The following is a 13,101-nucleotide window of genomic DNA, read 5'->3' as shown; positions in this document are numbered from 1 at the left end:
CTAAAAATTCCTCATAGAGGATCGCGGAACCATTCCCTGATTACCAGTTAGAATGGTAACACTAATTCTTCTGTTCCTTGGATCTCGGGGGTTATCTTTAATGAATAGTTCCTGATCTGCAAAACCCACAACACGGGCTATCCTTTGGGGGTCAAGCCCCTTAGATTCTAGTTCCCTTCTCGCCGCTGACGCCCGTGCAGTGGATAGTTCCCAATTAGTTATCTGGGAACTCTTGAAAGGTGCCGCGTCTGTATGACCCTCTATAGCGACTTTATTCTGGAGGTCTTGGATATTTTCTGCAATAACACTCAGTATCTGCTTAGCCCTTGGCGTTGGTTCCGCACTTCCTAGGGCAAACATTTCCTTTCCCTCAGCATCCACGAGTTGAATGCGGACACCACCCTCCACTATATCAACGTAAATTTGGTCACTGTATGCCCTCAACTTCTCATCAATCGCCTTCTTCAACCGTTCAGCAATAATCTCCTTCTCACCCCTCGAATTCACCCTTCCAGTCATCGCATTAGTCGATTTTACCAAACTGTTCTGCTTATCGCCCAGGAGACCTTCCTTATTCATCATACCCTTGGAGCCTGCAGTAGTTACATCTCTAAATAAATTAAAATTTCTGAAATATTCTGACATTGCCGCCCTCTTCTCCGGGGAGATCATGGCAAGAAGCCACAGGAGGAGAAAGAAGGCCATCATAGCCGTAACAAAATCAGCGTAGGCAACTTTCCACGAACTGCCGTGGTGTTCCTCATGATGGGATTTTTTCATTTTTTTTATTATTATTGGGGTGCGCTCAGCCATTCGTCACTTACTCTTACGCAGGAGTTCCTCCACTTCGGTGAAGGTGGGTTTCACCTCTTTGGGAATAACCCGCCTGCCAAACTCAAGTGCTACTTTCGGTGCCGCTCCCTGGACAAAAGCGAGTAGTGCTACCTTAAAAACGGTGAGAAAACGTATCTCCTCACGGGCTATATGCTCCATATGACGCCCCACTGGTCCTACAAAACCGTAACAGAGGAGAACACCTAAAAATGTTCCCACCAGGGCAGCACCTATACTGTGACCTAGCACCTCTGGTGGTTCTCCCATCTTACCCATGGTAAGCACAACTCCGAGCACCGCTGCTACTATACCGAGTCCGGGCAAGCTATCAGCAACACTGTTCACACTTTTCGAAGGTAAGATCAACTCCTCATAATGACTTTCTATCTCACTGTCGATAAGTGACTCCAACTCATGAGGGGCAATTGTGGTGCTCATAACCATTCGGAGGGTATCAGAAACTAAATGTAAGACCCTTTCATTTCCCATTATGGAGCTGTAACGGTTAAACAGAGGACTACCTGCAGGGTTATCCACATCACTCTCAATCGCCACAAGTCCTTGCTTTCTTATCTTGTAGAACACACCATTGAGGAAAAGCAATGCCTCCAGGTAATCATTTTTATCATAACTTGTCTTTTTGAAGATCCTCTTTGTATGCTCCAGCACCCCCTTTATAACTTTTTTGGGGGATGCAATGATAAAAGACCCAACCGCCGCGCCACCAATTATCAGAAATTCCGCTGGCTGGAATAGCACATAAAGATTACCCTTCTCTAGAAGAAAACCACCCACAACAGAAACAATAACAACAACAAAACCTATGGACACAACCACTGTACTTTTCCCCGTTTAACCTTTTCTTCTTTCCCTGAGAATTTGCCTTTCTCGCTCAAAGACAAAACGCACTATCTCATCCCTTATCCTATCATCCATTTTAACGAACCTGACAGCAATAACATAACCAGAGGTCAGATGCTCCACCCTGACAACCTCTCCATACACACACAGGTATACCGGATGAAAGTTACAATCGGAAAGAACCATCTTTATTTCCAAAATGTCACCTACCCGAACCTCCTCGTGAACTGAAAAACTGATACCACTCCCACTTATATTTACGGCCTTATAAGGCAGTGATTGAAACCCATCTGCCTGAGCCCTTAAAAGCCTAATTATTAAATCCAATTTTTCGTTGATCAGATTAAACCATGTTTCTAACTGCGCATTTTCCACCTCTGGCAAAATTGATGTATCAAAATAAAAAGGCTCAACTGCTATGTGACTACACAACCCGTGAAATTCATCGGAAGGAACAACGCGATACTTAAGTGGTATATAGGCATAAACTCGGGAATACTCTCTATTATTATTGATAGATGATTCCATCTGTCTGCAGCCTCCTTTCATGCTTCGACAATCCTGCAAATGCAGTGCCACCTCCAACCGCTATCCACTTACGTGGTACGGGAATTGCAATTTGATAGTTCGGTCACAATGATGAAAAAAAATGTCTTTTTAATGGTTTTTTCCACATTGCTAGTCGTGATTCTCTATTTACCCAAAATCACGGACGGCACTACTACAACTGAAAACGACAGTATAACCCCTCTCATGAACACAAGATCACATTACGTCAAAGTACCAGCGTCTTCAGATAGCGATAGTCAAATAATTGGCTATTCAACAGAAAAATTGGGGTCTAAAGATAAGGAAACGTCAACAGACGTTCAGGGGATATCCTTTGGAATGGTAAGCGCAAGTTCTGCGGATAACGACCAAGAAGATAACCTTTTAAAGCTTAAAAGTCTCACAGATCCATCCAAACTCCAAGGTATGGAAAGAAAAGAGGCATTGAAAAAACTAGCAGATACTCACTTCGAACTCGGCAAAAGGGTATCTCACCACCATTTATTTCAGGCTGTTCAAATCTATAAGCAGTTACTTAAGGAGTATCCTGATCCCCAAGAAGGAAACGATGCAATCTACCACAATCTTGCAATCAGCTATGAGGGCCTAAACTTCTTTCACGAAGCCATAGCTTCGTGGGAAAAACTCATAAACGGATACAGCTCCTCTCCTTTAAAAATAAACGCCCTTATTCATATAGCCCATGATTTTTACCGTGTTGGACGTTATGAAAAAGCTGTGGAAGCGTACCGAAACTTTATAAATACCCATCAAAAATCAAACGAAGAGAAAACCGCCTGGTTAGGGCTTGCAGCATCTTACTTCAAACTGAACAAGTACCAACATGCCCACGAGGCATACGAAACAATCGCCAACAAATGGCCACCGTTCATAGATGTCTCAAAAGAGCACCTTTTTCAAGCAGGAGTATCAGCCCATATGTGTAATAATCACCGGGTAGCGCTCCGTCTCCTCATGGCATTTGCATCTTTACATCCTAACGATCCTCTGACTTCTAAAGCCCTACTCATATCGGCTCGGTCCCTGCTGTCCATTAACAAGACAAAGGCTGCTCTACATATCCTTTCACTCATTCTCGAACGTTTTCCCCAAAGTGAAGAGGCATGGGAGAGCATTCACACTGCGGCACTTATAGGAATAAGGGAGAGAGATCAGAAAATCCCATATCACCTAGCCGCTGCACAGTATTTTTACGATCCCATTCATTCCTACGACCTTCTTTTAAACACTACGCCGAAACCACCGAAGGAAAAAGAGGACCTGCTTCTACTCGAAAAAGCGGATGGTTTAAGAAAAATGGGATACGAGATAGAATCTCTAAAAACATGCCTGTTACTTTTAGACAAAAAACCTGAGGGAAGCATCAGGACTGATACCCTTATCAAAGCGGCTGGACTCAGCACAAGTCTCATCGATAGATTCTACGCAGAGGGAGACACTTTAGCGGTCCTTTACATTTACTATATGTCAGCATCCCGCGGGGTATTCGGTCCCGAGAATCCTCAAACTCTATTAAAAGTCGCACAGAGTTTGGAGAAGCTTGCACTTCACGGTGAATCCAAAAAAATACTCGATTTCATTAAATACACAAGCACAAACAGAAACGTCATCCGTGAGGTTGAAGATATCTACTCCCGGTTGAGCAAAAGCGAAAAGGTGTCTCCTCTGATTCCTGTGGTGGCAAGCTTGGAAAATAAAACCACCCCCGATCCGGACGAAATAAGCAAAGCCATAAACAGCGCAGATGAAGAGTCGAAAAGATGGCTTCTTTATGCTCTTGCTCGCATATTCATGAAAGAAAACGATCAAAAAAAAGTCGCAGAGATTACAGAAAAGATTAAAGAGGGTACCCCTCAGACCTTTTGGATTAAGCTGGCCGATTATACATTAGTGACGATGCACCGAATGAAAAAACATCCTGACCTTTACAGGAAATAGAGATGACAAACCATAGAGGATACGGGTTTATCACCGAAAACATAAAGGGAAAGCTTTCCGAAGAATCGATAAGATTAATCCATCATGTAAGCAATGAAATTGTTCACCAAATCAGGAATCCTTTGGGAAGCATAGAATTGCTCGCTTCTCTCCTACTTAGAGAACAGAAGAAAGACATAAATAGAAGAAGGGTTGAACAGATTCTTTCAGCAGTTAAGTCCATCAATCAGAGCCTCATGGGTCTTGTCCGAACGAGTAAACTGCTGCAGATACCCTTTGAACCCCTAAATCTTAACGATCTCCTTAAAGAAATCACTGGCGATAATTTACTCTTTACTGATCAGGGTAAACCCTACCTGGTGCTTAATTACACAAGTAATGTGCCTCCCATTCTAGGCAACAGAGAGATGCTGAGATTCCTCTTGATTACCATCATATATACAGCCATTCGTTACCTTACAGAAGAGGAACATCTATTTGTATCAACAGAGGTCAAAAAAGCGCAAACAAATTATTCATCAAAAACTGTATCCCATGTGGTATTGAACCTTGTAGAAAGAGGAAACAGTGCCCTTCAGGAACGGGTCTCTCCATTTGAATATTTCATCTACGAACACGGAAAAAATTCAGGTCTCGCCTTTACAATCCTTTACACAATAGTTGATATCCACAACGGAATAATAAATTTCGAAGCAGATAATGATAACTCCATTCGTTTCAGCATTTCATTCCCTGCAACAGGAGGATCAGAGCAAGAATGACTAGAGGGACAAATCGAATAAAAGGAAAAATTCTTATCGTCGATGATGAGGATACTATGAGATTCGCCCTTGCCGATGCACTTACGAGTTCGGGTTATGAGGTTGAGACTGCAAAGGATGGGGAAGAAGCTGTGAGGATCTTCAGTAAAGACTCTTTTTCAGTTGTGATCTCCGATGTGCGCATGCCCCGCATGAACGGCATGGATGTACTGAAGCACATAAAACAAATTTCACCGGAAACCCCAGTGATACTCATCACAGCTTACGGAACGGTCAAAAGCGCCGTGGAAGCCATTAAGGAAGGCGCCGCTGATTATCTAACAAAACCTTTCAACATTGAAGAGTTAGAATTCACCGTAAAAAACGTAATGGCCCATCAGATGACAAAAAAACATTCGACTGGAGAAACATCCAAAGGTCGGTTCGTCAAAGAAATAATCACTGAAGACCCATACATGCTAAAACTCCTAGCCATGCTTAAAAGAGTGGCGAAGAGCAACTCCAGTGTCCTTATACAAGGAGAAAGTGGCACAGGAAAAGAGCTCATTGCCCGCTACATCTATATGCACTCCACCAGGTGGGGGAAACCTTTTGTGGCAGTTAATTGTGCTGCAATACCCCACAATCTTCTTGAAAGTGAGATGTTTGGATATGAAAAAGGAGCCTTCACAGGCGCAATACAGAGAAAAATAGGCAAATTCGAACTGGCAAACGGGGGAACTCTTCTCCTAGATGAAGTCAGTGAAATGGATGTGCAACTCCAGGCAAAACTCCTTCGAGTGCTCCAAGAGGGTGAAATTGATCGTATTGGAGGAACGAAACCAATTCCCGTTGATGTAAGAATAATAGCAACCACGAATACAGATTTAAAAGCAGCGATAGAAGCCCGTAAATTCCGTGAAGATCTTTACTACAGACTGAATGTTATACCTGTTTATATTCCTCCTCTGAGAGAAAGACGAAAGGATATACTGTTACTCGCGAATCACTTCATAAAGAAATTTTCGAGCGCTATGGGGAAAGAACATCTCACTCTTACACCAGAAGCCCAAAAAAAACTGCACGAATACAACTGGCCAGGTAACATTCGTGAATTGGAAAACACCATTGAAAGGGCTGTCTTGATCTGTGAAGGTAGACTCATCAGTGTGGAACACCTGGGCATTTCTGAAGATCGCCAACCCATCGTCGGTAGTAATGACCTAGAAATTGACTTAGGCAAATCCTTAACATCCAGGATAGAAAACCTAACCCTTCGCGATATGGAAAGGATAATGATCCTCGAAACCCTGCAAAAAGTTGGTGGAAACAGAACGAAAGCAGCTCAACTACTCGGAATTAGCGTTAGAACTATGCGTAACAAAATTCACGAATACAACCTAAAAAATATCTGAACCTGGAACGATGATTGCAGGATTTATATTAGGGGTACAAAAATGATCCGGTTATTCAACAGGACGATTAGCATCTTAGAAACAATGCTAAACTACAGGGCAAAAAAACATGAGATTATCGTGAGCAACATAGCAAATCTCGATGTCCCTGACTGGATTTCTTCTGATCTGAGACTTAAAAAAAACGATGGTGTCGGGACTCCTACCAGACTGGACGTTCGTGTGACGCATCCCCGGCACATCGCAAGTGAAAAAAGTACTTACGATCCCCTTATAGATTACGAAGTAATAACCCTAGAAAACGTAACTTTGGACACTCACATGGCCAATCTTGCGGAGAACCAACTTATATACAACGCCACCATAGAAATGCTGGCGAGAAAATTCCGCCAGCTTAATAATGTTCTCAAGGAGGTCAAATGAAAATGGATATCAACTCAACTTTCAAGATTTGTGCCGATGCCATGACCGCTCAGAGAGTGAGGCTCGATGTAGTTACTAGCAACTTAGCCAACATCAACACCACAAAAACCCCAAGTGGCGAACCATACAGGAGAAAGATCCCTGTCTTCTCATCTACGGAGGTGCAAACAACGGATAAGAAGAACTTCAAAGAAACACTAAAAACTGTGAAAGTGGAAATCCTTGAAGATTCAACGAACAGTTTCAAAACCATTTACGACCCCCAACACCCTGACGCGGATAGTCAAGGAATGGTCAAACTACCAAATATAAACGTGATTCAAGAGATGGCTGAAATGATCGCGGCGAGCAGGTCTTTTGAAGCAAGTGTTACGGCTTTTGACGCCACCAAAAATATGCTTCTTAAGTCCCTAGACATAGGTAAATGATGTCGGTGCTTTCAGATATGGAGGTATAAAGCAATGAAAATTGAGCCGAACCTATACCACACATCCCCGGTGAGCAAATCAACCGAAGGACTAAAAAAGGACCCTAAAAATTTATCCTTCAAAGAGGCGTTGATCGGTGCAATAAACGAGGTCAGCAATGCGCAGACTAAAGCAGAAGAAGCGATTGTAGCACTACAATTGAGAAACGAAGGAAGCTTACACGAAACAATCATCGCGCTAGAAAAAGCTGACATTTCTCTTCGCGCCATGTTGCAGATAAGAAACAAGCTTATAGAAGCCTATCAAGAAATAATGAGAATGACAATATAACGCGCAAACGTTATGAATGCACTAAAAATTATAAACCAACTTCGCGGTAACTTTAACACACTGTCCAAAAGCAGGAAAATGATAATAATCGCCTCCGGCATAGGGACACTTCTACTTCTACTTATATTCGTCTACATGGTGAACAGGGTTGAGTATCAGGTATTGTTCTCCGGTCTTTCCAGTGAAGATGCCGCATCGGTCGTGGCGAAACTTCAGGAGAAAAAAACTCCGTACCGCTTATCACCCTCAGGGGATACCATATACGCACCGTCCAGTAGAGTCCCGGAATTGAGGATCGAGCTGGCTTCATCAGGGGCGCTACGGGGAGGGACTGTTGGTTTTGAACTATTTGACAACAAGACATTCGGAGCAACGGAATTCGAACAACAGGTGAACTACCGGCGAGCATTACAGGGAGAACTATCCAGAACCATAAACAGTATTGAAGGTGTCCAACAAAGCAGGGTTCACATAGCCATACCAAAGGAATCCTTATTCGTTGACCAGCAGAAAAGACCGTCAGCTTCAGTCACACTTAAATTGAAACCTGGTCGAAGCTTGCGTCCCGACCAGGTCGACGGCATAGTTAATCTTGTAGCTAAAAGCGTGGAAGGCATGACCCCAGAAGATGTAATCGTCATCGACAGTAGGGGTAACATCCTCTCCAGAAATCCCGCAGACAATCGCCTCTCAAGATTATCGGCTACACAGGTAGAGTACCAGAAAAATCTCGAAAGAGAAATTGCCAACCAAATACAAAGTATGCTGGAAAAAGTGGTAGGAAAGGGAAAGGCAATAGTGAGAGTAGCCGCAGATCTCGACTTTCGGGTTACAGAAAAAACAGAAGAACTATTTGACCCAGAATCTGCCGTAGTGAGAAGCATACAAAAACACGAAAGCAAAAATACCACAGGCGCAGCCAGATCTGCATCAGGGAGTCAGGAACAACAGCGGGCAGAAGAGACCATAAATTACGAGATCAATAGAGTGTCGCAGAAAACCATTCTGCCCGTTGGCGATATAAAGAAACTTTCTATCGCAGTAGTCGTAGATGGGACATACGTAAAGGATGAAAAGGGGAAAGAAACCTTCCAGGAAAGATCAAAGAAAGAAATCGAGGTTCTTGAGGAATTGGTCAGAAAATCTGCAGGGTTTGATGCAAATCGTGGTGATCAGGTAGTTGTTTCATGTTTGCCGTTAAGTAAAGTAGAGGTCGACAGTTCACCCTCGGGTTTTGACTGGTATTCTATATTAAACCCTGCAATGTCAGTGGTAAAATATGTCATACTACTAGTTGCTTTTGTCAGTGTCCTCTTCCTAGCTATTCGACCTCTCGTCAAAGTGTTAACGGAGAAGGTTGAGCCTGTTCCGACAAGCTTCAGTCAACCTTCTCAAAAAATCTTAGAAGGTAGAGAAGCACCACTTCAAATTGCAGTAGAAGATCTCTCTGGGAAAACTGAAACAGAAATCATCCGACATTTGGCAAGCACCGATGCAAAAAAATTTGCTGAAATTCTGAGGAACTGGGTGCGATGACAAACGAGGAAAAGGCCGCAATAATGTTACTTGCCCTTGGAGAAGATCTGGCAGCGGAGGTGATGAAAAATCTTCGTCCCCAAGAGATTCGCCGTTTAGGAAAGTACATGAATCGCATATCAATCATCCCCGCAGAGGTGATAAAAAGTGTAGCCAGGGAATTTCTCCAACTGGCGAAAGAGACAGGAGGCACAATTGCCGTTACTGAAGATGCAGCAAAAAAAATTGTCGTAAAAGCCCTAGGGGAGAAAGATGCCCTACCTATACTGGCTGAGGTAGACAAAGCAAAAAACACCGAAAATCCCATCGTTGAGAAGCTCAGAGACATAAATCCACAGGTACTTATGGAATTTACAAAGAACGAGCATCCTCAAACCATTGCTCTCATTGTTTCACATTTGAAACCTGAACAGGCAGCACAGATCCTGGATAACTTCTCGTTAGAGATGCAGTGTGAAATCATAAGGAGGATTGCTAACCTGAAGACCGTTCCTCATGAGATCATAGAAGAGATAGCCCAAACTTTAGAAAAAGAACTCCTTGTGGCATCCATATCAGAGCAGCAAGTTGGAGGAATCAAAGTGACGGCGGAAATACTCAACCGTCTCTCCCGCAACACTGAAAACAGTATAATAAACACCCTTGAAGAAACCGATCCAGAACTTGCAAGCTCAATAAGAAGTCTCATGTTTACATTCGACGATATCCTTAAACTGGACGACAGAAGCATCCAGGAAATTCTAAAAGAAATATCTTCAGAAGTACTTGCAAAAGCATTGAAGCTCGTAGACGAATCGGGGAGACAAAAATTTTACAAAAATATGTCTAAGAGAGCTGCCGAAATGCTCAAAGAGGAGCTGGAGATGATGCCTCCAATCCGTGTTTCGGAGGTAGAGGCGGCACAGAAAACAATCGTGGAAACGGCGAGGAAACTCGAAGAAGAAGGCCGTGTTGTGATTGCCCGGGGTGCGGGAGAGGATGAGTTTGTATAAAACGAGAATCATTAAAAGCCATACAGTTAAAATTATAGATCTGCAATCAAAGGATGGGGAAACTTGTACTGATGAAACTCCTCATGGGTCAAGGAAAAAGAGCACTCTCCAAAAAGAATGGGAGGAGAGGATAAACAAGATTTACGAGGAAGAGATACCCCTCAGAGAAAGAAGAGCCTTTGAACTGGGCTACGAAAAAGGCAAAAGGGAAACGGAAGAAAGATACCAGCAACAGCTGAAAAGAAAAATCGACGAGCTGGCATCCATTGTAAAAGAACTTTCGATGTTGAGACATAACCTAATCAAACAAACAGAAGCAGACATCGTGGATCTATCCCTCACAATGGCGGAAAAGATCATCCATCACGAAATCGAAACGCAAAGAGAGACAATTTGCCACACGCTGAAGGCAGCTATAAATACGACACTTGAACGGGATAATCTAATCATACATCTGCACCCAGAAGATTATCGTTTCCTTATGGAAATAAAGAACGAATTCTTCAGCCAGTTCGATGGCCTTAGAAACCCCGTATTTAAGGAAGACATCTCCGTTGGCCGCGGAGGCGCACTCATAGTGACAAAATCCGGGGAAATAGATGCCAGAATTGAACAGCAGTTACAAGCCATGAAAAACACGCTACAAAGCCTAAAAGAGTAATTGAAATAGTAAGAAATTATGATCGATTTAGCAAAGTACTCCACGTTAATCAGAGAAAAGAGGTTCATTCAGGTCTACGGTAAAATAAGTGAAATAGTCGGACTTGTCGTGGAAGGACATGGACCGGTGGCATCACTGGGAGAATTATGCGCTATTTACCCGACGGATAGCGTAAATCCGATCATGGCAGAGGTGGTAGGATTCAAAAACGGCAGAGTTTTACTCATGCCTCTGGACTCCATTCAGGGGCTCGGTCCGGGGTGCCGCATTGTCTCTCTAGGAAAAAAAGCCAGTATCGGCGTAGGACCCCAACTATTGGGGAGAATTATAGATGGTCTTGGGCACCCACTTGATGAAAAAGGAACAATATCCGCTGAGAAAGAATACCCAATATACGCTGACCCTATAAACCCTCTGAAAAGGGCCAGGATAACCGAGCCAATTGACCTGGGTATACGTTCTATAAATGGAGTGCTTACATGTGGAAAAGGACAACGTATGGGAATCTTCGCAGGAACCGGCGTAGGGAAAAGCGTCCTTTTGGGAATGATGGCTAGAAATTCGCAGGCGGATGTAAACGTAATCGGACTAATCGGAGAGCGGGGTAGAGAGGTCAGAGAATTCCTCGAGAAAAATCTTGGTAAGGAAGGTCTCAAACGATCTATTGTAGTTGTTGCAACTTCGGATCGTCACCCACTGATAAGAATGAGGGCTGCATACGTGGCAACGACCATCTCTGAATACTTCCGAGATTTGGGGAAAGATGTTCTTCTAATGGTAGACTCCCTAACCCGATTCGCTATGGCCCAAAGGGAGGTAGGTCTTTCCGTGGGTGAACCACCCACTACAAAGGGATATACACCCTCGGTCTTCAGTCTACTTCCAAAGCTTCTGGAGAGAACAGGGAGGATTGAGGGCAAAGGCAGCATTACAGGTCTTTACACTATCCTCGTTGAGGGAGATGACTTCAACGAACCCATATCCGATGCTACCAGATCAATTCTAGACGGACATGTTGTCCTGAGCAGAGAACTGGCTAACAGAGGGCACTATCCCGCTATTGATGTCCTCCAGAGTGTAAGTCGAGTAATGATAGACATAGTGGATGAAGAACACATGAAAAAAGCGACGAAACTTCAAAATATCCTTGCCACTTACAGAAAAGCAGAGGACCTTATAAACATTGGAGCTTACGTAAAAGGTTCAAATCCCGAAATAGACTACGCAATCGCAATGATAGATAAGGTTAACGACTTCCTCAGACAGGACATCGATGAAAAAATTGATTTTGAAACAACAAAGAAAAATCTTTTCGAAATTTTTGAAGAATAGTTTCAATGTTTGTATTTAAATTGCAGTCAGTTCTAAACGCGAAAAAAGCGAAAGAAGAAAAGGTTCTTATGGAGTACCACAGCTACCTCCAGGAAATACAGAAAGCACAGTATACCCTGAATGAGATGAAAGAGGAGAAAAAGGGGATGATTGACAAACTACGCAAACTCCAGAGTTGTCCGATTACAACGGACGAAATTGCTATCAGTTACAAATTTATAAGACAATTAAGCAGAGAGATAAGAGAGAAAGAAAGACAAATTGAGGAGATGAAAGCACTCGCTGAAAAAAAACGCAAGGATCTACTTTCTGTAATGAAAGAACGAAAGATGCTGGAGAAACTTAAAGAAAAACATTTTAAGGAATTCAAACAACACCATGAGACAAAAGAAAAAAACTTCTTTGACGAATCAGCTATTCTAAGATTTACAAAAAATGAGCATGAATAAGCGTCTTTTAATCATTCAGATAGCTTTAATCACCCTTTTAATCCTCAAAGTAGCCATCGGGGGACATCTATTTGGCAAAACACTCTCTTCAATGAACGAGTCCAAGGGCTTGAAATCTACGGAGCATAAAGGTTTCTCTGCGGAACAACCTAAAGACCTGCTAGACATCAATATCACGAAGGAACGGGAACTTTACAACGTTCTTGAGAAGAAATTAAAAGAGGTTGAAGATAGGGAAGCTAACCTTAGAGCTCAAGAACAAGCACTTTTGGCCTTAAAAAGGGAAATTGAGGGGAAAATTGACCAGCTTATGAATTTAGAAAAACGCATTGAACAAAAATTAGAGGTTGAAAAAGAAGAGGAAACTAAACGGTACAAGCAACTTGCCAAAATATACGAATCAGCATCACCAGTAAAAGCCGCCGCAATTCTAGAAAAACTCGACACTAAAACAGCGGCAGGTATTGCAATGAACATGAAGAGAGACAAAGCAGGCGCCGTTATTTCAGCGATGAATACTGCCAAAGCAATTGAAATTACTAGAGAACTTACGAAGTTCAACTTCTCAATAGAACAGAAATAAAGAATCATT

General features: G+C 42.8%; 15 protein-coding genes. 12 read left to right on the top strand and 3 right to left on the bottom strand.

Annotation, left to right across the window (positions count from 1 at the left end; translation table 11 throughout):
• The 3 genes from N2317_03810 to N2317_03800 are packed head-to-tail and all read right to left on the bottom strand — an operon-like array spanning position 1 to position 2,223.
• Positions 1–813, bottom strand: coding sequence for an OmpA family protein (locus N2317_03810; protein MCX7816623.1), 813 nt, complete (start codon positions 811–813; stop codon positions 1–3).
• Between the two features lie 3 nt (positions 814–816).
• Positions 817–1,671 carry a flagellar motor stator protein MotA gene (gene motA, locus N2317_03805; protein MCX7816622.1) on the bottom strand — a complete coding sequence of 285 codons (855 nt, stop codon included), beginning with the start codon at positions 1,669–1,671 and terminating at the stop codon, positions 817–819.
• 15 nt (positions 1,672–1,686) lie between these two features.
• The gene (locus N2317_03800) at positions 1,687–2,223 is read right to left on the bottom strand and encodes a PilZ domain-containing protein (GenBank protein ID MCX7816621.1); all 537 of its coding nucleotides are present in this window, start codon (positions 2,221–2,223) and stop codon (positions 1,687–1,689) included.
• A 225-nt stretch (positions 2,224–2,448) separates the two neighbouring features.
• Here N2317_03800 and N2317_03795 point away from each other — a divergent pair, with 225 nt between their 5' ends.
• From N2317_03795 to N2317_03740, 12 genes are read left to right on the top strand one after another with little or no spacing between them, the layout of a single operon-like run.
• Positions 2,449–4,203 (top strand): tetratricopeptide repeat protein, encoded by a 1,755-nt coding sequence (locus tag N2317_03795; GenBank protein ID MCX7816620.1) that lies wholly within the window; start codon positions 2,449–2,451, stop codon positions 4,201–4,203.
• A gap of 2 nt (positions 4,204–4,205) precedes the next feature.
• Positions 4,206–4,964, top strand: a complete 759-nt coding sequence (locus tag N2317_03790) for a hypothetical protein (protein ID MCX7816619.1) — start codon at positions 4,206–4,208, stop codon at positions 4,962–4,964.
• Positions 4,961–6,358, top strand: a complete 1,398-nt coding sequence (locus N2317_03785) for a sigma-54 dependent transcriptional regulator (protein ID MCX7816618.1) — start codon at positions 4,961–4,963, stop codon at positions 6,356–6,358. Before N2317_03790 ends, N2317_03785 begins: the two co-directional genes overlap by 4 nt.
• A 42-nt stretch (positions 6,359–6,400) precedes the next feature.
• Positions 6,401–6,781, top strand: coding sequence for a flagellar basal body rod protein FlgB (gene flgB / locus N2317_03780; protein ID MCX7816617.1), 381 nt, complete (start codon positions 6,401–6,403; stop codon positions 6,779–6,781).
• On the top strand, positions 6,778–7,209 hold the full coding sequence (flgC, locus tag N2317_03775; protein MCX7816616.1) for a flagellar basal body rod protein FlgC: 432 nt from the start codon (positions 6,778–6,780) through the stop codon (positions 7,207–7,209). Before flgB ends, flgC begins: the two co-directional genes overlap by 4 nt.
• A 33-nt stretch (positions 7,210–7,242) precedes the next feature.
• Complete coding sequence (gene fliE, locus N2317_03770) at positions 7,243–7,539, top strand: flagellar hook-basal body complex protein FliE (GenBank protein MCX7816615.1); 297 nt, start codon at positions 7,243–7,245, stop codon at positions 7,537–7,539.
• Between the two features lie 12 nt (positions 7,540–7,551).
• Entirely contained in the window at positions 7,552–9,075 is a 1,524-nt protein-coding gene (gene fliF / locus N2317_03765) for a flagellar basal-body MS-ring/collar protein FliF (protein MCX7816614.1), read from the top strand.
• Positions 9,072–10,067 carry a flagellar motor switch protein FliG gene (gene fliG / locus N2317_03760; protein ID MCX7816613.1) on the top strand — a complete coding sequence of 332 codons (996 nt, stop codon included), beginning with the start codon at positions 9,072–9,074 and terminating at the stop codon, positions 10,065–10,067. The genes fliF and fliG overlap by 4 nt, the downstream gene beginning before the upstream one ends.
• A complete protein-coding gene (locus N2317_03755; GenBank protein MCX7816612.1) occupies positions 10,054–10,728 on the top strand; it encodes a FliH/SctL family protein in 675 nt (224 codons plus the stop codon). Before fliG ends, N2317_03755 begins: the two co-directional genes overlap by 14 nt.
• A gap of 18 nt (positions 10,729–10,746) precedes the next feature.
• Positions 10,747–12,060 (top strand): flagellar protein export ATPase FliI, encoded by a 1,314-nt coding sequence (gene fliI, locus N2317_03750; protein ID MCX7816611.1) that lies wholly within the window; start codon positions 10,747–10,749, stop codon positions 12,058–12,060.
• Positions 12,061–12,065: 5 nt separating this feature from the next.
• Complete coding sequence (gene fliJ / locus N2317_03745) at positions 12,066–12,509, top strand: flagellar export protein FliJ (GenBank protein ID MCX7816610.1); 444 nt, start codon at positions 12,066–12,068, stop codon at positions 12,507–12,509.
• Positions 12,496–13,092 carry a hypothetical protein gene (locus tag N2317_03740; GenBank protein MCX7816609.1) on the top strand — a complete coding sequence of 199 codons (597 nt, stop codon included), beginning with the start codon at positions 12,496–12,498 and terminating at the stop codon, positions 13,090–13,092. Before fliJ ends, N2317_03740 begins: the two co-directional genes overlap by 14 nt.
• The last annotated feature ends 9 nt before the right edge of the window (positions 13,093–13,101 follow it).

The sequence above is a fragment of the Syntrophales bacterium genome (assembly GCA_026417625.1).
In the GTDB taxonomy this organism is placed as follows: domain Bacteria; phylum Desulfobacterota; class Syntrophia; order Syntrophales; family UBA8958; genus JAOACW01.
The sequence above is the reverse complement of the archived record's forward strand: the minus strand, read 5'-3'. Positions and strand labels throughout refer to the sequence as shown.

Bases quoted from the DNA above. Each gene is read 5' to 3' on its own strand.
- N2317_03810 (MCX7816623.1), bottom strand. From the start codon at position 813: ATGGCTGAGCGCACCCCAATAATAATAAAAAAAATGAAAAAATCCCAT.
- N2317_03800 (MCX7816621.1), bottom strand. From the start codon at position 2,223: ATGGAATCATCTATCAATAATAATAGAGAGTATTCCCGAGTTTATGCC.
- N2317_03795 (MCX7816620.1), top strand. From the start codon at position 2,449: ATGAACACAAGATCACATTACGTCAAAGTACCAGCGTCTTCAGATAGC.
- N2317_03790 (MCX7816619.1), top strand. From the start codon at position 4,206: ATGACAAACCATAGAGGATACGGGTTTATCACCGAAAACATAAAGGGA.
- N2317_03785 (MCX7816618.1), top strand. From the start codon at position 4,961: ATGACTAGAGGGACAAATCGAATAAAAGGAAAAATTCTTATCGTCGAT.
- flgB (MCX7816617.1), top strand. From the start codon at position 6,401: ATGATCCGGTTATTCAACAGGACGATTAGCATCTTAGAAACAATGCTA.
- flgC (MCX7816616.1), top strand. From the start codon at position 6,778: ATGAAAATGGATATCAACTCAACTTTCAAGATTTGTGCCGATGCCATG.
- fliE (MCX7816615.1), top strand. From the start codon at position 7,243: ATGAAAATTGAGCCGAACCTATACCACACATCCCCGGTGAGCAAATCA.
- fliF (MCX7816614.1), top strand. From the start codon at position 7,552: ATGAATGCACTAAAAATTATAAACCAACTTCGCGGTAACTTTAACACA.
- fliG (MCX7816613.1), top strand. From the start codon at position 9,072: ATGACAAACGAGGAAAAGGCCGCAATAATGTTACTTGCCCTTGGAGAA.
- N2317_03755 (MCX7816612.1), top strand. From the start codon at position 10,054: ATGAGTTTGTATAAAACGAGAATCATTAAAAGCCATACAGTTAAAATT.
- fliI (MCX7816611.1), top strand. From the start codon at position 10,747: ATGATCGATTTAGCAAAGTACTCCACGTTAATCAGAGAAAAGAGGTTC.
- fliJ (MCX7816610.1), top strand. From the start codon at position 12,066: ATGTTTGTATTTAAATTGCAGTCAGTTCTAAACGCGAAAAAAGCGAAA.
- N2317_03740 (MCX7816609.1), top strand. From the start codon at position 12,496: ATGAGCATGAATAAGCGTCTTTTAATCATTCAGATAGCTTTAATCACC.